Raw genomic sequence first — 17,858 nt, forward strand, 5'->3', positions numbered from 1 at the left:
ATCGCTGCCAGCGATGCGCTCTCCCAGCTGAGCTAAGGCCCCTCAATGCCGCTCAATGAATGTCGACTTTTCGTATTATACATGAATTATTCAGCCCAAGCAAGCCCTTCGTTGGAGAATTTTCTTAAAGCAATTCTTCCATGCATCGCCATTTGACGTTTCTGTTGCAATGGGCGGCAAACGTTGTTTTCAGCCGGTTATTCATGCTAACCTATTAGAATAAACTAGTTGATCGTGTAGGAGTGACGGAGAGTGTCGAATGCAGTGTTGTATTGGGTTTTCTTAGGTGCGGCTTTTGTAATTCCGTTTGTGATCGGTGTGTGGTTAATGCGGAAAACGAATCGATTGGGGGTCTCTTTTTGGATAACGACAGCTTTGAATATCGTAATGACGTTGGCTGCTGCGTTTTGGTGGAAGTCGGTGACGGATGATCCGTTCCGCATGATGTTTGGGATGGCCTTCTATGGGGTATCGGCAGTAAATCTGATGGTTATTGAATTTTTTGCTTTATTCAGCATTCGTAAGAAATTAAATCCTTAAGGGGAATTTTCACACATGTCGAAATCATATTCAACATTTTATTATTATTTTTTCTTGACTGCTGCCGTCCTTTGGATGGCGTTTATTTTTTTAAAGTCGGCAGAATCGTATCAGCAGCAGAGCTTGCGGCCGTTGTTGGAATCCAAGCTTGCTGGTGTTCAATTGATGAGCATATTCCCACATTGGGAGTTCTCCTATGACCACCAAAAAATCTCGTGGCAAGACCCCATCGGCGCCATCGAGTTTTTCATAAGAAAAGCAGGGCATGTTAGCGAGTTCGCTATTCTTGCCCTGCTTTGGTCCTTAGCACTGCTGGCGAAGCCTGTAAAAGTAATCATAGCACTGCTCACCTCTTCCATCATTTCGTTAGTTTATGCGGCTTCCGATGAATGGCATCAAACTTTTGTAAAGGGTCGAACGGGTCATGGGATTGATGTTGCGGTCGATGCCATGGGGATACTTCTGGCCATTCTCCTTGTCCTAGTGGTTCTTTGGGTAAGAACTAGGATTAAACGAAGAAGATTAAGTTAGTTAGAAGCATGTAGACTTTTCTTTTTTTAATCGATTTCCATTTCCAGTGCTCGCGAGCTTCGTTTTCCAAATCTTGCTGCTGCCATTGCATCAGCTTCTCGGATACGTATAGATCTGTAGGTTGCATAAGGTTCACCTTCCTTTCTTTTCCTGTTAGGTCTAGTTTACAACTAGAATAAGGGGAACAAAAAGAGTATAATTCACTTTAACGATTTCCCCTTTTATGGAAAGGAAGTTAGGTATGCAAATTTTGACTCATTTCTTAGAGCTCCGAGCCAGTTTTGAACATGGCGTAGAACATGAGCCACAGCCTATAACGTTAGATGAATTAGCGAAAAGAATGTATTGCTCAACGCGCAATGTCAAGATTTTGCTTAAAAAAATGATGGAGCAAGACTGGATTTCTTGGAAACCGGGCAGAGGTAGAGGCAATGTCTCTGAGCTTACGTTCCTAGTCACAGCGGAGGATATGATTTCGAAGCAGGCGATGGAGTTGGCGGGCAGAGGTGATTATAAAGGAACGATAGAACTGATTCACCAATTGGGCAGGGGAGAGGCGCTGCAGGACTCTTTCATCGATTGGTTATTCAGTTATTTCGGTTATCGCGCAGTTGAACAAGATGAGTGTTTCAAGGATACTTTACGGTTCCCCGTCTATAATTGGCTGGTGTCGTTGGATCCTGCGCACTCTTTTTTTGCATTCGATTGCCAATTGATGAGTCAAATTTTCGATACGTTAATTCAATATAATCTACAAACAGCGGTCGTTGAGCCGCATTTGGCGCATTATTGGGAAGTTAGCCAGGATGGCTTGTATTACACGTTCTATTTGCGAAAAGGCGTGCTGTTCCATCATGGCAGAGAGATGACGGCGCACGATGTTTTTTACACTTTTTCGAGATTGAAGGAACTAGGATTATCCGCGACGCAAGGTTGGATGGTCGAGAGTATTGAAAATATGACGGTGCTAAACCGGAGTACAATTGCCATTGAGCTGAAACAGCCGAATGTGCTCTTTTTGCAGCAGCTGTCGCATTCCTCCATGGCCATCCTCCCAGAGGACATTTGCCGGGAAAACGAGGGGATTTTCGGGCGTATGCCGATTGGGACAGGGCCGTTCAGGCTTGAACGAAATGATGATTATATTTGCAAGCTGCGTGCTTTTGATTCTTATTTTGGGGTTAGGCCGCATTTGGATCAGGTGGAAATATGGCTTTTGCCGCAGGATTTGTCTGAGGTTGGCCCTAGTTGGGATATGGTGCAAGTACTTTGCGACCATACGAACTCCCGTAAACCAGTTGGTGCCGTCGGTAAAGATACGGAATGGCATCAGATTGAGAAGTCGATTCTGGGCTGCAGCCTGCTTACCTTTAATCGTAATAAAAAAGGGCCTCAACAGGATATACGATTCCGCAAAGCGATTGACCTTATTTTGGATCGCGATCGAATGATTATGGAACTTGGGGGCTTAAGAGAGGCACCTGCCAGCAGTTTCCTGCCTACGTTGGATCGTAAAGGGGGAGCCTCTAATTATCGAACAGATTTCGAGGAGGCTAAGCGCCTGCTGGAAGAGATGGACTATACCGGTGAGCCGCTCCGTATGTATATCTATAGTAACAATAACGAAGATGCGCTTTGGATCTATAAGCAGTGTGCCAAAGTGGGTGTCAGCATTGAAATAACCCCCCGGAGTAAGTCAGATATGATGAGGCTGGATACGATCCAGGAAGCAGATCTCATTTTTTATCACATATGTATGGAAAGTGAATATGACCTTCATATTATTCAGACGCTTAAGCAAAGCAACAGCTATGTCCGTGCGCATTTAAACGATGAACGAATGGCTTGGGTTGATACAGAAATTGATCAAATTCTTGAAGATCCAAATCGCGAAGCGCGCATTTGCAGGCTAAACGAGTTGATTGAAGTGCTGCAGGAAGAGAAATCGTTTCTCTTTGTGCTCCATCGATCTCAGCAAACCACCTATCATGATTCGATCAAGGGAGTGAGTATTAACGATTTGGGTTGGGTTGATTTTCGAAAAATATGGTTTACTCCTAGCGTTTGATAAATCCTATATAACTGGAAATACTCTTCTTTATGATAGGACATTGGAGGGTATGACATGAGGAAAATTAAACAGGCGAACATTGTTCGCTTCACGGAACGTAATGATGTTCGGTGCGCTGATGTAGAAGTTAAAGCAGATGGCATAAAAGGGAGTTTGCTAGTTGAATTCACGGCCACGAAAGATAACAACTTTGACATGAGACATGTGTATCGCAAAGACGCATCGAATGAAATCGACTGGTATGATAACAATTTGCATGCGGCGTTTGAAGACGTTTCTGAGGAATTGTTCAGCAATAAAGGGCTTGATAAGGAGTGGGGCGAGCGTGAGGCATTTATTGAAGAGGTCCTGTCATTTGGTTCCATTCGTAAAGAGCTGGAAGAGCACTTTCGACGTACGCACACTTCTTCGCTTTTTCATACAGACGATGTGGAAGATCAGACCTTTTTACATTAATAAAATAAAAAAATAAACGACCATTAAGGTCGTCTAGAATAAGGTTCGTAGCGGCTTTCCATGGCGTGCCAGCGTGCGTTAGCCACGAAAAAACCGATGAAGACGAAGACGAGAAGACGAATCGGTACCCAAACCCAATTGAGCTGTTGAAAACTAAGAAATTCGATGACACTAAACAATAACGTGAGTCCGATGCCCCAAGGGAGCAGGCCGAATAGAATTAAATACCTGGATCTTCCTAGCTGTTTTCTTTTGTGCCAAACTTCTTTACGTGGATCGCTCATAGCTAAACTCCCTTTTTTCTTTTCATTATAGCACTGCTTCCGAAAAATCTCGAATGAGTGATCCAACTTTCAAATATACAGGAAATAGTGGGAAGCACTTGGCTGAAGGCTGAGTGCTTTTTCTTTGAATAGGGATGACCAAACTAGGAAGATTATGGTAGGATAAGGAAGTTGAAAGGAGGGTTTATCGTGCTTACCAAATTACTTGCTTTCGGTTTATTATGGCGTCTTGTTGGCAATCCGTTTCTTGCTCTTCTTATTTTATTAGTCATTCTGTACGTGCTGGACAGAAGATTTGTCGGGTTGACACCAAACATATTTAAGCCATTTCAATTAAGCCGCAGAGCATCAAGATTGCGAAGTGACTTGCACGCTAATCCGCATAATACGTCAGCTAAATTGGAGTTGGCCAGGATTCTAATTGAGCGCAAAAAATTCAGCGAAGCGCTTCTCTACTTGGAACAAACTTTGCCTATTATGGAAGAATCCGCAGATGTCCACTATGAGATTGGCCTTTGCCACCTTAAACTTGGGAATCTCACCCAAGGTGAAAGCTATATGCTCAAAGCGGTAGAATTAAATCCGCGAGTCAAATTTGGCGAAGCTTATTTACGGCTTGGTGAAGCTTTGGCTCCATCATCTCCTCAGAGAGCAGCGGAATTCATCGAGCAATTCCGCGACCTGCACTCTTCGTCGGTTGAAGCTTACTACCGTCTTGGCCAGCTGTACCAACAGCTCGGCCGCACAGAAGACGCCAAGCGCGCTTTCCGCGAAGCTCTGGATATTCACCGCGGCTTGCCGCGTTACAGCCGCAGACAGCAGCGGCGATGGGCGCTATTAGCCCGCTTTAAATGAAAGAAGGTTCCGCTCAGTTGGCGGAACCTTTTCTTTGTGCGCTCGCATACAGCCGCACGAGCAGCCAAGAGACAAGCAGCCCGATGAGAATCGCCGCGACCGTGTGTAGATCGTACAGCCAGAGGTGCTCCTGCACTGGCGCGATGCGATCCCAGAGCGCCAACAGCGCGGGATGCACGAGGTAGATGCCGAAAGAAGCTCCGCCTAAGGCCGATAACACGGCGCCGAAGGGTGAGGCGCTTTGCAGCAGCTTACGCCCCCATTGGATGCAGCAAAGCGGGATAGCCATGCAATACAAGAGAAGTGCTAGCTCGAACCATGAATTTTCGATAGAAACAAGTCCATATTCGTTGAGTAATAGCATCCCTACAAAAGCGGCACCGGCCAAGAGCATGACGCTCCAAATCCACCCTTTATAGCGGTTAGACCAAGAAACAATCGCTGCATAATGAATGCCCATGAAAGCCCCGAATGCAAATAGGGCTGAATAGCTTAGAAACAGGGAAGCGTATTCTGGTAGAGGATACACCCAATGATGAAAGCAGTAGGCAGCTGTTTGAATCCCGATACCAATAGGAATAAGTCCTTGACGAAACCGTTGCGACCGTCTAGCAGCCGTCATCATTAGAGGGAACAAGAGATAAAACTGAACAATAATGACCATATAATAGAGATGATAGCTGGCATTTCCCGACAAAAGGAGTTTGATTACGTGTATAACGTCAAATCCAATGGTGCCATGGAATAGGAATTGGTTGAATAGGTAGTAAAAAAGGGACCAAAGCACATAGGGAATTAGAATTTTTCGCAACCGTTTCGTCCAGAAAATCCGCGACATTTCCGGCTCCCAGCGTTCGTAGTACGTATAAAATAAGACAACACCGCTGATCCAAATAAACAATGGAACGGTGAACAAACTGGCCTTGTTGAGGATGAAAAATACATCATGTGACCCAGTTCCTAACGGCAGCTGAGTCGCGTCCGAAGTACCATGAATGACGAGGACTGCAATAATCGCTATGGCACGTAATATGTCGATTTCGGTAAGCTTGGGTCTGGATGACATGTCTATGACTCTCCTTAATTTCACTTTTTTCACTCTATCATGAAAGAAAAGAGAGAACAATACAGTTTCCAAGAGAATCTTGCTTGGCTTGACGCTCCCCCGCACCCGCGATAAACTGAGAGTAGAATGAACTAAGTGAGAGTCAAGAGGGTGAATGAACGTGAGTTATGAATACGTCATGCAGGCTGTATTGTTAGTTTTTCTGGTTATTATTACTTTTTTTGCAATGATGATATGGACGAAATGGCGAAAAAGAGGACGGAGATAGCCCCATGTATTTTATTAATCATGAACAGATCAATCAAAGAATTCAGTTTCTGGCTGCTTTAGCTGATGCTAGCAAGCAATTAGAAGAACAGTGGGCGAAAGGCACCCATGATCTTGTATGGCAGCTTGCGCAGGAACGTGTTCTTCATTTAGCGATCGAAACAGTGACAGATATTGGGAGCTTGCTGATTGATGCTTTTATACTAAGAGATGCCAGCAGCTATGAGGATATCGTGGAAATTGTACATGGAGAAGGCGCCTATTCGGAATCGTTAACGGAGACGCTGCTTCAGCTCGTAAAGCTCAGAAAGCCTCTTGTCCAAGATTATGTGGACTGGAACCGCCAAGAATTGAACCCGTTAATCTCGAAACTTCCAGCTGCTTTTGAAGAATTTGCAGGTAGTGTTCGAGCTTTTATTAAGAGTGAATTGGAATAACATACATAGTTGTTTCTTAATTTACTTATTGTTAACAATGCTGTAAAATGAGACTTAAATGACAGTTCCGAGGTAGGTGAGAGCGTGAATCATACACTTGAGACATCCACGCGTAAAGTGATTCTTTCTATGCTCAAAACTCAGGGACCGCTTAGTGTCCATGATATTTCCAAACAGCTCGGGATTACGGAAATGGCAGTTAGGCGTCATATCCATACCTTGGAGAAGGATGATTTGCTCGAAACGAAGCTGGTTCGGCAAGCCATGGGAAGACCGACTAACGTCTATACATTAGCACCACAAGCCGATGAATTGTTTCCCAAGAAATATATGCAATTGACGCTCGATTTGCTAGATGAGTTATTAGAAGACGAAGGTCAAGAGAAGATCGAACGTCTTTTTGAAGGCAGGCAAGCTAAGCTGGAATCCCGGTATCAACCGCGCATGAGCGATAAGAGCTTGGAAGAACGGGTAGCTGAGTTAGCCGCTATTCAGAACGACAATGGATACATGGTGGATTGGTCACAGCTTGGAGAGGACACGTATATGTTTAGTGAACATAACTGTCCGATTACACAGGTGGCGAATACATTTGCACAAGCTTGTCAGTGTGAGTTAGCCTTGTTTCGGAATTTGCTTGACGCGAACGTGGAGCGAACGGAATGTTTAGCGAAGGGTGCTAGCAAGTGTGTCTATATCATTAGTCAAAATAAATAACCATCAACCTCGTATCCGGAGGATGATGGTTTTTTTGTATGTCCTAACGCGAAGCGGCGAGGAGACTTGCAGCTTTATCTGTAACCCAATCGAAGCGGCCTGCTTCGATTTCTTTGAGATTAATTAAGGAGCCGCCGATGCCTAATCCGTAACAACCAATGTTTAGGAATTGTTTGATATTCTCCTCCGTTACCCCGCCGACGGCAATCAATGGAATTTGGTCTAGAGGTCCCATCAATTCTTTGATATAAGTGAGACCTAAGCTTGCACTCGGAAATACTTTAACAGCCGTAGCGCCTGCCTTCCATGCTTTGACGATTTCGGTTGGTGTCATTGCGCCTGGGAAAATCGGAATCCCCTCCGTACTAGCGTGGCGGATCACTTCCTCATCCATATTCGGAGTTACCAAGAACGAAGCACCAGCTTGGATTGCTTTCTTAGCATCCTCTAGATCTAGTACAGTACCAGCGCCAATAAACATGTGCTTCCCCGATTTATTCTGCAGCTCGCTAATCATACGAAGAGCCCCTGGTGTATTGAGAGTGACCTCCATTACGGTTATGCCGCCCTTAAGAAGTGCATCAGCTAAAGAAAGAATGTGGGCCTCTTGCACACCTCGAACGATAGCAATGATACGGGTGCGTTCGATTTCTTTGAGTCCTTGCTCTCTGTTCATCTTAATCCTCCAAGTGTTCTAGTTTGATTTGTTTTTTATTATGACAGGTCTCAGAAATTTTTCCAGCTTTTTTGTGTCAAAACAAGCTGCGCCTACCTATACTGTAGTAAATCATAGGCATTCGTCTAGAAGTCGCCATTCACCCTCACAGCTTTTAGGTCCAGGAGGTGCCCGTCATGACATGGATAGAAATAAGTATCGTCAGTTCTGCAGCTGCTTTTATCGTGCTCATCGTCTTTGCCATTCGCATGTTGATTACCATCGTGCAGTTCTTAGGCAAATTAGGCGATACGGCTGCTCAAGCTAAGATAAGCTTAGCTGAGTCAGCAGAGCAAGCAGAGCATTTGATGAAAAAGGTAGGGCTGCTCACGGAAGAGGTGCATATGCAGATACTTGCATTAGAGCCGAGTATCCAATCAGTGGAGAAGGCAGGAGCAGCTATAGGGGATGTTGCTTCTGCGCTTCGTAAAGCCTCACGAATGATGAACGAATCGATTCATGGTGCGGAAAAGGTTGTACATACCCACCAGAAGCGAATCCATGACGCGATGGAGTGGGCAACGACGGGTTTAGAGCTGTGGCAAAGATGGAAAGCACATAGGAATGCCAAATCAGACAATTAAGGAGTGGATTTCTCATGTCCAATGAAAGAAAAGGTAAAGATCTTCTCATCGGTGCGGTTGTTGGAGGCATACTCGGAGCGGCGACGGCGCTTCTGTTCGCACCGAAATCCGGCAGTGAATTGAGAAGTGACATTGCGGAGCAAGCTCAAGTGGTTAGTGATAAAACGGTACAAATCGCAAGCACTGTAAGCCAAAGAACGCAAGAAGTTGCGAAAACAGTAAGCACAACAACATCTGAGCTATATGGAAAAGCAAAAGACACAGCCGTAAACGTCGTGGATACGGTTCGTTCCTGGAAAGAGTCCAAAAGTGACGAAGAGCTGATCTCCCCGGAAGAAGAAGTTAGCGAGGCTGCGGAAGATTTGGTCATTCTAGGAAATCGTTAAAACAAAAAAGCAGGAAGCTCCGAGTCTAGAGCTTTCTGCTTTTTCCTTTACCACTTGGAAGGATCAATTTTACGAATATCAAGACCTTCCCAGACGTTCTTAATGTTCGCCGTTTCTGGATGATCGAAGAGAAGCCAAGCTGTAGGGAGGTAACGTTCCCCATATTCACTTGATGGCTTGTTGATGATCTCGTTGTTATGAACGAGTACCGTTGAGGCTCCGCCGTCTAAATTCGCAGCCGTTACAGCGCCATGCTCTAGGAAAATCTGCTGCACATCATACAGCGTTGCTCCGATGCTATGTTTCTGTCTGCCATCGATGATGGCAAATAGAATAGAGCCGTCCTTCGTCTGCGCCATGCTGGTCCGAGGAGCTATTCCCCAGCCATCGGCTTGGCTCTTGATCTGACCAACACCATTCACAATGAATCGAGGGCTGAAGGATACAGCTTCCTGAACGCCCATGTCCACAAGCTCGGAAACCTTGTATTTGCCTGCAATCATGCGGCCTTCTTTATCAATACCAACAACTTGCACGGTGCCGTTCATGCCTTTGTCATTATAAAAGATTTTTCCTCCGGAGATGACAATTCCTTCAGGCTGGAAGCCGTTTCCTTCCCAATTGGGATCGATAAAACCTCCGCCATTCACACCAAGAATTGCTCCAGTTCTTTTGACCATAGAGGAAACCTTCTCCCCTTTACCCGCTTTCTCAGGTACGGCAATTCGAAGCTTTTTCGGATCCGAAATCGTGACGAGCTGTCCTTTGAAATTGGTCCCCGAAATGGGTTCAATGGTGACCAACTCTTTCTTGGCAACAACTGGAGCAAGTGGAGAGGTGTGATCAATTTCAACAAATCCTTTATCTTTCTCATCGCCCATTTCGTCAAATTTCTTCCAATAAGCTTCCACGCGCTTCTGCAGCTCTGTAGATCCTATCAAATATTTGGCCCACTCCCGGTGTTGGGTTGTAATCAAGGTGTCAGCCATCATTAATCTTACATTCGAACCAGAGGAAGTAAGGAAAAACCAACATAAGGACATTACAGAAAGTAAGGTAAACCCAAGTACCCCATACACGATAAAGCTCATTCCCACAGATCTCTTTCGTTTAACTCTCGTTAGACGAGTAGACTGCTGGGAGGTGGTTTGTTGTACAGCCATGTTTTCTTTACCTATCCTCTCTGCCAAATAATCAATCTAACCATCCTTATAAATAAACGAAAGAAAAGGAGGAAAAGTTTCATAAATGACTGAACTTTTCTCCTTTTTTTGGTAAGTTATTCCTAAATAGGCTGCTTTAAAGTCTGGAAAAGCGAATCCGTTACGGTATTACGGTCGTATTGAAACTCCAATCCCATTCCTGTGTTTTTCGTTACGCTGCGGATGATTAAATCATGATATTTCTTTTGACGAATTGCTGCGATAACGACAAATTTGCTGACACCTAAAGGATCGAAATAGAGTTTTCCTTCTTTTTCGATATATTTTTGTACATGATTAAGGTTGACGAATAAGTCTGTATCCATCTTCTTAAATCCTTGTTCTTCAAGCTTATCTAGAAAATGACTGAAATCCAGTAAGGAAGTCACACTTCGGCTAACTTTGCCAATTCGCGTATGGTAAGTAATTTCCTTCGTACTGACTTCGATAAACAGTGTATCCGACATAGGGACCAGCTCCTGCTCATTATTGGCATGGACGTCCTCTTTCTCGAGATACCCGGCTTTCTCCATTAGTTCTGTATATGAAAAGTTGTAGGCATCCGACAGCTTTTTCAGCGTGACAGGAGAGGGTTTAATTTTCTCATTGGTCGAACGATTCCTCTCTAATTCAAGGTCTCTGATGTAAGCATGCGATAGACCGCTTTTATGAGCGGCTTCACGCAAAGACATCTTGCCCCGCAAGCTTTCCAAAAATTTCCCGAATCCTTCTAATTGTTTCATAATAACGTATCCCTCCATATGGTTTAATTGTAAATGAATTCGATTGAAATGAACATCTTTAAGGCGCGAATTGGTGCCAATTACCTCAAATTCCAGTCAAGAACCGCTGCGTGCATATTTAAGCACTCAAATTGGTAAATTAGTAGCAATATCTTGGAAAGAGGCTGATGGCATGGCAAGAGATTTACCCATAGGAAACGGGAATGTGCTCATTAATTTCGACGCTGCTTATAATATTCGTGACATGTATTACCCTTTAGTAGGTCAAGAGAATCAATCTAGCGATCATCTTTCACATTTTGGCATTTGGTGTCCGGAAGGGTTCTTCTGGATTGACGATCCAGAGGTTTCAAAAAAGCTCAATTATTTGGAAGATTCGCTTGTTACTAACGCTGATTGCGCCCATGAAAGGTTAGGTCTTAGCTTCGTGATTCGTGATGGGGTCGATGTTCAGCAGAATGTGTTTTTACGCAAGGTGAAGGTAGAAAACCGCTTTGATGTGGAAAGAGAAATTAAACTTTATTTTCATTTGGATCTCCAAATCTATGGAAATGGCGTCGGAGATACGATTTATTATGATCCTGAATTGACTTCCCTTTTATTTTATAAGGGTCATCGTTATATGTCATTATCTTGCTTGTCCCCAGACGCAGAGAAAGCAATGCCTAGCGGTTATGCAACCGGGCAAAAAGGGATTCACGGTTTGGAAGGAACATGGCGTGATGCTGAGGACGGTCATCTAGGGGGAAATGCAATCGCGCAGGGATCCGTTGATGGTGTAATTGAATTGACGATGAAGCTTCCGCCAAAAAGCGCGAAAGATGCTTGGTTCTGGGTCTGTTTTGGGCGTACGAAGCAGGAGGTAGAACGTTTAGAGCGATTACTTCGCACAGCAACCCCGCAAAAGTTATTACAACGAACTCACGATCATTGGGTGAAATGGGTGAATCAGGATGCCCACCAGCTATCCCTGCTGAAGCCTGATTTGGAATCATTTTATAAACGATGCTTGTTGATTACCCGAACAAACGTCGACAATCGAGGAGCCATCATAGCTGCGAATGATTCGGATATTTTGAAATTTGCCAAAGATACATACTCGTATATGTGGCCGCGTGATGGCGCTCTGGTGTCACATGCGCTAGACCGGGCAGGGTATTATGAATTATCTAGGAAATTTTTTGATTTCTGTATCAAGGTGCTGACTCCGGAAGGCTATCTCATGCACAAATATAACCCGGATAGTTCGGTAGGCTCGAGCTGGCATCCCTGGGTGGATAGTCGGGGGAATAAGCAGCTTGCGATTCAAGAGGACGAGACAGCTCTCGTGCTCTATACGTTATGGCATCACCATAAGCTGGCTGGAACGATCGCGAACTCGCGTGAGGATTATGAGAAATTTGTGAAGCCTGCAGCGGACTTTCTCGTTCGTTACCGGGATGCCTCCGGACTTCCTTTGCCTTCCTATGATCTTTGGGAAGAGCGTTATGGTGTGCTAGCCTTCACGGTGTCATCGGTATATGCCGGTCTTATAGCAGCAGCGCGGTTTGCCGAATATCATCAGGATAAAGTACGCTCCATCTACTATGCAGATATCGCAGGTCAAGTGAAGAAGGCGGCCGAACAGTATTTGTATGCGCCAGATCAGAATCGCTTTTTGCGGGCTTTATATTGGAATTATGAACAAAATACGTATGTGCCGGACTACACACTGGATATGAGTATGTATGCCCTATTTGACTTCGGCTTGTTTGAGCTTGAAGATCCGCGGATTGTGGCAACGATGAAGATTTTGAAAGAGAAATTGTGGGTACAAACAGATATCGGCGGTATCGCCCGCTATGAGAATGACTATTATCATCAAGTCACCAATGACGTAGCGAAGGTACCGGGCAATCCTTGGTTTATATGCACGCTTTGGTACGCAGAATGGCTTGTGGCGTCTGCCAAAACCGTTCAGGACTTGTTGGAAGCGGAGAAATTGATGCGTTGGGTTATTCTACATGCTGCGCCTTCAGGCGCGATGGCTGAGCAAGTGCATCCTTTCACAGGAGAGCCTATGTCCGTTTCACCGCTGACGTGGTCTCATGCTTCGTTTATTAAGGTAACGCAAGAATATTTGTCGAAATTAAAGCTATTGACCTCGAAGGGAACGAAGCAAGCGGTTGATGCGAGTGAGGATAAAGTATTGGAACCCGTCGTTCATTAGTTGGAAGGAGAGGAAGTCATGAAGGCAATTCGCGTCAAGCAGCTTCGACAGGGGAATCCGACTATTCAGCTTGAAAATGTGGAAAACCCCGTGATTGCAGGGCCTCAAGAAGTCGTTGTAAAGGTGCTGGCGGTTGGCTTAGACGGCACGGACAAGGAAATTCTACAGGAGAAATACGGCGTTCCTCCCGAAGGTGAAGACGATTTGACCACGGGGCATGAGTCGCTAGGGGTTGTGGCTGAAGCTGGGGCGGAAAGCGGATTCCAATTAGGTGATCTTGTAACCGCCATTGTTAGACGACCTTGCAGAAATCAAAGCTGCGTCAATTGCCGCAATGGTCATTCGGATTTTTGCCAGACCGGTGAGTTTGTAGAACGGGGCATTAAAGGGGCTCACGGCTTCCTCTCTGAGTATTACAAAGAGGAAGGTCGATATTTGGTTCAGGTGCCGAAGGAACTGCTGAAGCATGGCGTGCTTGTCGAGCCGCAGAGCATCGTGGAGAAGGTTTGGGACCAAGTGCTGCGTGTTCAGCAGCGATTGATCTGGGAGCCGAGAACTGCGCTCATACTCGGGTCTGGACCGCTTGGTTTGCTCGCTGCCATGACCTGCCGCCTGTTGGGGCTGGAAGCGTATGTCTGGTCCAAATCTCCGCAGGACAGTCTACAAGCGCAGCTTGTGAAGGACAGCGGAGGTGTGTATAAGGAGGCCGGCGCTGACAGCGGCAGCGCGGCCACTATGACGGCGTATGCCGATGGTCTCGGCAAGCCGATAGATCTGATCCTCGAATGTACGGGCTACAGCCCGCTAGCCTTCGAGGCCATGTCTGTGCTAGCGCCGAACGGTGTATTGGCGCTGCTGGGTGTCACGCCAGCTGACCGTAAGCTGGAGATTTCGTCCGACATGCTCAACCAGAGCATGGTGCTGGAGAATAAATGCGTGCTCGGCTCGGTCAACGCTTCGCGCAAAGATTTCGAGACCGCCATCTACCGGTTGCAGCAAATGGAGAAGCAGTTTCCTGGCTGGCTCGACCGCTTGGTTACGAATCGGATGACTTTGGAAGACTTGCCAAAGCTGGATTTTAAGACCATACCGATCAAAGCCGTTGTGGATATTGTTCCCGTGGAACAGTGGGATGAACTCGTGAAACAAACGAATGAAGTGGTATATAGCTTCTCCGTTTAATGGAGTGGCCAGCTGGCTTGTTGATGCCTGCTTGGCCATTTTTTGTTCTTGTTAGACTTCCTTTGGCAATTTTTTTATAATAAGGAGGAAGGGGAGGACGAGTATAGATGTCAAACAAATGGTTACGAGACAATGGCATGCACCTATCGTGGCTTCTAGCTTTAATTGCCACATTGGGAAGCTTGTATTTCTCAGAGATTATGAATTTTATTCCTTGTAAATTATGTTGGTATCAACGCATTCTTATGTATCCGTTAATTGTCTTATTAGGGATTGCAGCTGTGCGCCGAGACTACAAATTAACCATTTATGTGCTGCCGTTGACGATCTGGGGAGCTTGTATTTCTATTTACCACGTTCTGCTGCAATCGGGTGTATTTCACGAATCAGCAACAAGCTGCGGCCCAATTCCATGCGATGTCGATTACTTGAACTGGCTGGGCTTCATCACGATTCCTATGCTTGCCGGAACGGCCTTTATCCTCATCACGATTCTTCAATTTATGACGTATCGAGCTACGAAATAACATCTTTTACCTAAAATAGGCAGGGAATTTGTCTAGCACTGTCGAAATGAATACGTGAAGTATTCATTCCAAAACGAGGTGCAATAATGACGCCAATTCCCAAAAGTGCTGCACTACTGATCGTTCTAAGCGCATCATTGATCGGTTGTGCAGACAAAAGCCTGTTATCCCCAGACTTGAGTCAAGCCCAAAATTCTACACCGCAAGCAGTATCGAGTGCAGCGGCGACTCCTACTCCTACTCCTAAATCAACAGTTAAACCCATATCTACACCTCAATCCACACCCACACCAGTTCCCAGTGCGACACCGAAGTCAACAACGGCTTCTGAGCCAACCGCAACACCAAAGCCAGCAGTGGTAGGCAACTTTTCCAAAACCAAGTCAGTGACTGGCGATCATGTGCCTTATTCTTGGTATTACATGAAAAAGAAAACGGGGCAAGTTCCTGATTTTCCAAAAGAAACGAAATCCTTCACAGCGGACCAGAAAGCGGTTTGGGTTGGAACGGGTAAAAAGGTTTATTTAACGATCGATGCCGGAGGTCCCTTGATTGAGGTCGATCTCATGCTTAAATCATTAAAAGAAAACGACGTGAAAGCGAATTTCTTTATTTCGGGCAATAACATTAAGAAAAATCCGGAGTATTTGAAAAAGGTTGTCGCTGACGGTCATTTCGTTGCGAACCATACGATGACACATAACGATTTTAATGACATGACGGATGACCAGATTCGCAAAGAAATTACGGATTTCGAAGCCTTATATACCAAAATTACAGGTAAAGAAGTCGAGAAATATTTCCGCTTTCCATTTGGGCATTACAATATGCATAATTTGAACTTAGTTTCCAGTATGGGATATACCTCTGTGTTCTGGTCTACAGCTATGCGGGATTGGGAACCGAGAGCCAACGGGGCGGAAGATCCCTACAATGATATTATGAATAATTTGCATGATGGCAATGTGATATTGATGCATCAGGGATCTTTAGAAAATATGCAGGCGCTGTCCCGTATCTGTAAAGAGATCAAGAAGAAAGGCTATGAGTTCGGAATTGTTAATGAACTTCATTCCTGAAAAGCAGCTGTCCGACCGGAAATCTGAACGTTCACCTAGGTACCTTTCAGCTTGGACGCTCATATCCTATCCATGTGGTTACGTATTTCATTAACCGGCAAAGGAAGCGGATAGGTGTGCAGCAAGCGATAGCCGTACTGGACTCCGGAGTCGGAGGATTAACTGTAGTAAAAGAACTTATGAGACAGCTTCCGCAGGAAAAAGTGATTTATTTCGGAGATACAGCTCGAAGTCCTTATGGTCCCCGATCTGCTGGAGAAGTAAGAACCTTCACTCGGCAAATCGTCGAGTACTTAATTCAATTTAATCCTAAAATGATCGTTATCGCTTGTAATACAGCAACAGCAGTGGCCATTGAAGATATTCGTGAGCGGGTCTCCGTTCCCGTGATTGGCGTTATTTCTCCTGGAGCAAGAGCCGCGATCAAAACGACGAGAAGCGGCATAATAGGAGTTATTGGTACAGATGGAACGATTCGCAGCAATGCCTATGAATATGCGTTAAGGTTGATTTCGCCGAACGTTCAAGTATATAGCGAAGCTTGCCCGCTGTTAGCGCCGTTTGTAGAAAAAGGGCTTTATGGTGCGGAAAGTGCAAACGAGATTGTTGAGCAATCGCTTAGACACCTAATCGGCAAGCCGATAGATTGTTTAATCCTAGGCTGCACCCATTATCCCTTCTTAGCGGAGGCCATTTCTCGCGTCATGGGACCGGATGTGACCTTGATCTCTTCAGCAGACGAAACGGCCAGAGAGATCAGCACGATCCTTTACCACCGCGACATACTGGCAGCATCGGGGCAGCTGCCTATCCATCAATTTTTTTGCAGCGGTGAGCCAGAACTATTTAAGAAAATTGCACAGAATTGGCTGAAAGAGCAGATTTCTATAACGCCTGTCGTTTGGCAGGTGCATAATATTTTATAAGTGATTCGAATAGACCCTGTTGGGGTCTATTCTTTGTTTCTGGAGGAATCGAAGGTCTCGTTTCCAACGTACAACATGACTCGTTCGTCCAGCATTTGCATAAGCAAGCATCAGGTATCTCCGCATGAATCCGCATGATTCGAAGCCCGCGGGCATAATCATAGCCATACGAACTAAGTAAATGGGCTGTGAGGTGGTCGTGTGTTAGGATATGGGTATTGGACACTTTGTGAAGAACTGAACCGGCTCTGCAAGATATATCCTTTTCTTCATGCAGAAGAGATAGGCGCAAGTGTGATGGGGAAAAGCATACCAGCTCTGCGAATTGGTCAAGGCGCGAAAGAGATTCATTTCAACGCAGCAATGCATGCGAATGAATGGATAACGACACCGTTATTAATGCAATTCGTGGAAGACCTTGCTTGCTCCTATGCAAGAGGGACTGCATGGCATGGCAGCAACATTAGGCGGCTTCTATCGGAGTATTCACTTTGGGTTGTACCGATGGTGAATCCCGATGGTGTTGAGCTTGTTCTGTCTGGTGTTACCGAGGAACATCCCTACCAAGAGCCGTTGTTGAATTTGAATGAGGGCTCGCTGGATTTCAGGAATTGGAAGGCCAATATTCGTGGTGTTGATCTCAATGACCAATTCCCTGCACACTGGGAAGATGAGGCATTACGTAGAGAGAAGACTGGACCTGGAGAGCGCGATTACGGTGGAGAGGCACCGTTAACGGAGCCGGAGGCAGCAGCATTAGCGCAATTTACTGAATGCCATGACTTTGAGCTTGTCGTGGCGCTGCATACTCAAGGTAGGGAGATTTATTGGAATTATCGCGACTATGAGCCACCGGAATCTGAAGTATTTGCCGAGCGGTTAGCTCTAGCCAGTGGCTATCAGGCTGTTAAACTATCGGACAGTGACGCGGGTTACAAAGATTGGTTCATCCAACAATTTCGTAGACCTGGCTTTACTGTTGAAGTAGGATTTGGGATAAACCCCCTGCCAGTGGAATCCTTCGCTGCACTTTATGAGGAATTAGTTCCGATCTTATTGACAGCGATGGAATTTTAATAAA

The 17,858-nt window shown here is 45.4% G+C and carries 21 protein-coding genes; 15 read left to right on the top strand and 6 right to left on the bottom strand.

Annotation, left to right across the window (positions count from 1 at the left end; all coding sequences use genetic code 11):
- Window positions 1-252 precede the first annotated feature (252 nt).
- Together G519_RS47015 and G519_RS0140275 are read left to right on the top strand one after the other, a co-directional pair.
- Window positions 253-540: a hypothetical protein gene (locus G519_RS47015; RefSeq protein ID WP_051254196.1), complete on the top strand. Its 288-nt coding sequence runs from the start codon at window positions 253-255 to the stop codon at window positions 538-540.
- 15 nt (window positions 541-555) lie between these two features.
- Complete coding sequence (locus G519_RS0140275; RefSeq protein ID WP_029199347.1) at window positions 556-1,071, top strand: VanZ family protein; 516 nt, start codon at window positions 556-558, stop codon at window positions 1,069-1,071.
- Here the strand turns inward: G519_RS0140275 and G519_RS51005 are convergent.
- Complete coding sequence (locus G519_RS51005) at window positions 1,049-1,198, bottom strand: hypothetical protein (protein WP_154669678.1); 150 nt, start codon at window positions 1,196-1,198, stop codon at window positions 1,049-1,051. The genes G519_RS0140275 and G519_RS51005 overlap by 23 nt on opposite strands.
- A 114-nt stretch (window positions 1,199-1,312) precedes the next feature.
- On the opposite strand from G519_RS51005, the gene G519_RS0140285 reads away from it, so the two are divergent.
- Together G519_RS0140285 and G519_RS47020 are read left to right on the top strand one after the other, a co-directional pair.
- Complete coding sequence (locus tag G519_RS0140285) at window positions 1,313-3,139, top strand: SgrR family transcriptional regulator (RefSeq protein ID WP_029199348.1); 1,827 nt, start codon at window positions 1,313-1,315, stop codon at window positions 3,137-3,139.
- A 57-nt stretch (window positions 3,140-3,196) separates the two neighbouring features.
- On the top strand, window positions 3,197-3,598 hold the full coding sequence (locus tag G519_RS47020; RefSeq protein WP_051254198.1) for a hypothetical protein: 402 nt from the start codon (window positions 3,197-3,199) through the stop codon (window positions 3,596-3,598).
- Between the two features lie 23 nt (window positions 3,599-3,621).
- Here G519_RS47020 and G519_RS0140295 read toward each other — a convergent pair whose 3' ends face one another.
- On the bottom strand, window positions 3,622-3,882 hold the full coding sequence (locus G519_RS0140295) for a hypothetical protein (RefSeq protein WP_029199349.1): 261 nt from the start codon (window positions 3,880-3,882) through the stop codon (window positions 3,622-3,624).
- Window positions 3,883-4,071: 189 nt separating this feature from the next.
- Between G519_RS0140295 and G519_RS0140300 the strand changes: the two genes are divergently transcribed.
- The gene (locus G519_RS0140300; RefSeq protein ID WP_029199350.1) at window positions 4,072-4,737 is read left to right on the top strand and encodes a tetratricopeptide repeat protein; all 666 of its coding nucleotides are present in this window, start codon (window positions 4,072-4,074) and stop codon (window positions 4,735-4,737) included.
- A 13-nt stretch (window positions 4,738-4,750) separates the two neighbouring features.
- On the opposite strand, the gene G519_RS47025 is transcribed toward G519_RS0140300, so the two are convergent.
- Complete coding sequence (locus G519_RS47025; RefSeq protein WP_051254200.1) at window positions 4,751-5,803, bottom strand: acyltransferase; 1,053 nt, start codon at window positions 5,801-5,803, stop codon at window positions 4,751-4,753.
- A 272-nt stretch (window positions 5,804-6,075) separates the two neighbouring features.
- On the opposite strand from G519_RS47025, the gene G519_RS0140310 reads away from it, so the two are divergent.
- Together G519_RS0140310 and G519_RS0140315 are read left to right on the top strand one after the other, a co-directional pair.
- Window positions 6,076-6,507 (top strand): DUF86 domain-containing protein, encoded by a 432-nt coding sequence (locus G519_RS0140310; RefSeq protein ID WP_029199351.1) that lies wholly within the window; start codon window positions 6,076-6,078, stop codon window positions 6,505-6,507.
- Between the two features lie 84 nt (window positions 6,508-6,591).
- Complete coding sequence (locus tag G519_RS0140315; protein ID WP_029199352.1) at window positions 6,592-7,224, top strand: helix-turn-helix transcriptional regulator; 633 nt, start codon at window positions 6,592-6,594, stop codon at window positions 7,222-7,224.
- Window positions 7,225-7,267: 43 nt separating this feature from the next.
- Here G519_RS0140315 and G519_RS0140320 read toward each other — a convergent pair whose 3' ends face one another.
- Entirely contained in the window at window positions 7,268-7,900 is a 633-nt protein-coding gene (locus tag G519_RS0140320) for a bifunctional 4-hydroxy-2-oxoglutarate aldolase/2-dehydro-3-deoxy-phosphogluconate aldolase (protein ID WP_029199353.1), read from the bottom strand.
- A gap of 176 nt (window positions 7,901-8,076) precedes the next feature.
- On the opposite strand from G519_RS0140320, the gene G519_RS0140325 reads away from it, so the two are divergent.
- Together G519_RS0140325 and G519_RS0140330 are read left to right on the top strand one after the other, a co-directional pair.
- On the top strand, window positions 8,077-8,523 hold the full coding sequence (locus G519_RS0140325) for a DUF948 domain-containing protein (RefSeq protein ID WP_029199354.1): 447 nt from the start codon (window positions 8,077-8,079) through the stop codon (window positions 8,521-8,523).
- Between the two features lie 14 nt (window positions 8,524-8,537).
- Entirely contained in the window at window positions 8,538-8,909 is a 372-nt protein-coding gene (locus G519_RS0140330) for a YtxH domain-containing protein (RefSeq protein ID WP_029199355.1), read from the top strand.
- Between the two features lie 47 nt (window positions 8,910-8,956).
- Here G519_RS0140330 and G519_RS0140335 read toward each other — a convergent pair whose 3' ends face one another.
- Window positions 8,957-10,000: a phosphodiester glycosidase family protein gene (locus G519_RS0140335; protein ID WP_244280383.1), complete on the bottom strand. Its 1,044-nt coding sequence runs from the start codon at window positions 9,998-10,000 to the stop codon at window positions 8,957-8,959.
- A 194-nt stretch (window positions 10,001-10,194) separates the two neighbouring features.
- On the bottom strand, window positions 10,195-10,854 hold the full coding sequence (locus G519_RS0140340; protein WP_036635831.1) for a helix-turn-helix domain-containing protein: 660 nt from the start codon (window positions 10,852-10,854) through the stop codon (window positions 10,195-10,197).
- A gap of 172 nt (window positions 10,855-11,026) precedes the next feature.
- Here G519_RS0140340 and G519_RS0140345 point away from each other — a divergent pair, with 172 nt between their 5' ends.
- The 6 genes from G519_RS0140345 to G519_RS47030 all read left to right on the top strand — a co-directional run bounded on the left by G519_RS0140345 (window position 11,027) and on the right by G519_RS47030 (window position 17,854).
- Entirely contained in the window at window positions 11,027-13,063 is a 2,037-nt protein-coding gene (locus tag G519_RS0140345) for a glycoside hydrolase family 15 protein (RefSeq protein WP_029199358.1), read from the top strand.
- A gap of 18 nt (window positions 13,064-13,081) precedes the next feature.
- A complete protein-coding gene (locus tag G519_RS0140350) occupies window positions 13,082-14,245 on the top strand; it encodes a glucose 1-dehydrogenase (RefSeq protein ID WP_029199359.1) in 1,164 nt (387 codons plus the stop codon).
- Between the two features lie 107 nt (window positions 14,246-14,352).
- Window positions 14,353-14,772, top strand: coding sequence for a disulfide oxidoreductase (locus tag G519_RS0140355; protein WP_029199360.1), 420 nt, complete (start codon window positions 14,353-14,355; stop codon window positions 14,770-14,772).
- A gap of 86 nt (window positions 14,773-14,858) precedes the next feature.
- Window positions 14,859-15,851 (top strand): polysaccharide deacetylase family protein, encoded by a 993-nt coding sequence (locus tag G519_RS0140360; protein WP_029199361.1) that lies wholly within the window; start codon window positions 14,859-14,861, stop codon window positions 15,849-15,851.
- 116 nt (window positions 15,852-15,967) lie between these two features.
- Window positions 15,968-16,777 carry a glutamate racemase gene (gene racE / locus G519_RS0140365; protein ID WP_029199362.1) on the top strand — a complete coding sequence of 270 codons (810 nt, stop codon included), beginning with the start codon at window positions 15,968-15,970 and terminating at the stop codon, window positions 16,775-16,777.
- Window positions 16,778-16,978: 201 nt separating this feature from the next.
- Window positions 16,979-17,854 (top strand): M14 family metallopeptidase, encoded by an 876-nt coding sequence (locus G519_RS47030; protein WP_051254202.1) that lies wholly within the window; start codon window positions 16,979-16,981, stop codon window positions 17,852-17,854.
- Window positions 17,855-17,858 lie beyond the last annotated feature (4 nt).

This window comes from Paenibacillus alginolyticus DSM 5050 = NBRC 15375 (genome assembly GCF_000422905.1).
GTDB lineage: Bacteria > Bacillota > Bacilli > Paenibacillales > NBRC-103111 > Paenibacillus_E > Paenibacillus_E alginolyticus.

Coding starts and splice junctions, on each gene's coding strand:
- G519_RS0140275 (WP_029199347.1), top strand. CDS start 556: ATGTCGAAATCATATTCAACATTTTATTATTATTTTTTCTTGACTGCT.
- G519_RS51005 (WP_154669678.1), bottom strand. CDS start 1,198: ATGCAACCTACAGATCTATACGTATCCGAGAAGCTGATGCAATGGCAG.
- G519_RS0140285 (WP_029199348.1), top strand. CDS start 1,313: ATGCAAATTTTGACTCATTTCTTAGAGCTCCGAGCCAGTTTTGAACAT.
- G519_RS47020 (WP_051254198.1), top strand. CDS start 3,197: ATGAGGAAAATTAAACAGGCGAACATTGTTCGCTTCACGGAACGTAAT.
- G519_RS0140295 (WP_029199349.1), bottom strand. CDS start 3,882: ATGAGCGATCCACGTAAAGAAGTTTGGCACAAAAGAAAACAGCTAGGA.
- G519_RS47025 (WP_051254200.1), bottom strand. CDS start 5,803: ATGTCATCCAGACCCAAGCTTACCGAAATCGACATATTACGTGCCATA.
- G519_RS0140310 (WP_029199351.1), top strand. CDS start 6,076: ATGTATTTTATTAATCATGAACAGATCAATCAAAGAATTCAGTTTCTG.
- G519_RS0140320 (WP_029199353.1), bottom strand. CDS start 7,900: ATGAACAGAGAGCAAGGACTCAAAGAAATCGAACGCACCCGTATCATT.
- G519_RS0140325 (WP_029199354.1), top strand. CDS start 8,077: ATGACATGGATAGAAATAAGTATCGTCAGTTCTGCAGCTGCTTTTATC.
- G519_RS0140330 (WP_029199355.1), top strand. CDS start 8,538: ATGTCCAATGAAAGAAAAGGTAAAGATCTTCTCATCGGTGCGGTTGTT.
- G519_RS0140335 (WP_244280383.1), bottom strand. CDS start 10,000: ATGAGCTTTATCGTGTATGGGGTACTTGGGTTTACCTTACTTTCTGTA.
- G519_RS0140340 (WP_036635831.1), bottom strand. CDS start 10,854: ATGAAACAATTAGAAGGATTCGGGAAATTTTTGGAAAGCTTGCGGGGC.
- G519_RS0140345 (WP_029199358.1), top strand. CDS start 11,027: ATGGCAAGAGATTTACCCATAGGAAACGGGAATGTGCTCATTAATTTC.
- G519_RS0140350 (WP_029199359.1), top strand. CDS start 13,082: ATGAAGGCAATTCGCGTCAAGCAGCTTCGACAGGGGAATCCGACTATT.
- G519_RS0140355 (WP_029199360.1), top strand. CDS start 14,353: ATGTCAAACAAATGGTTACGAGACAATGGCATGCACCTATCGTGGCTT.
- G519_RS0140360 (WP_029199361.1), top strand. CDS start 14,859: ATGACGCCAATTCCCAAAAGTGCTGCACTACTGATCGTTCTAAGCGCA.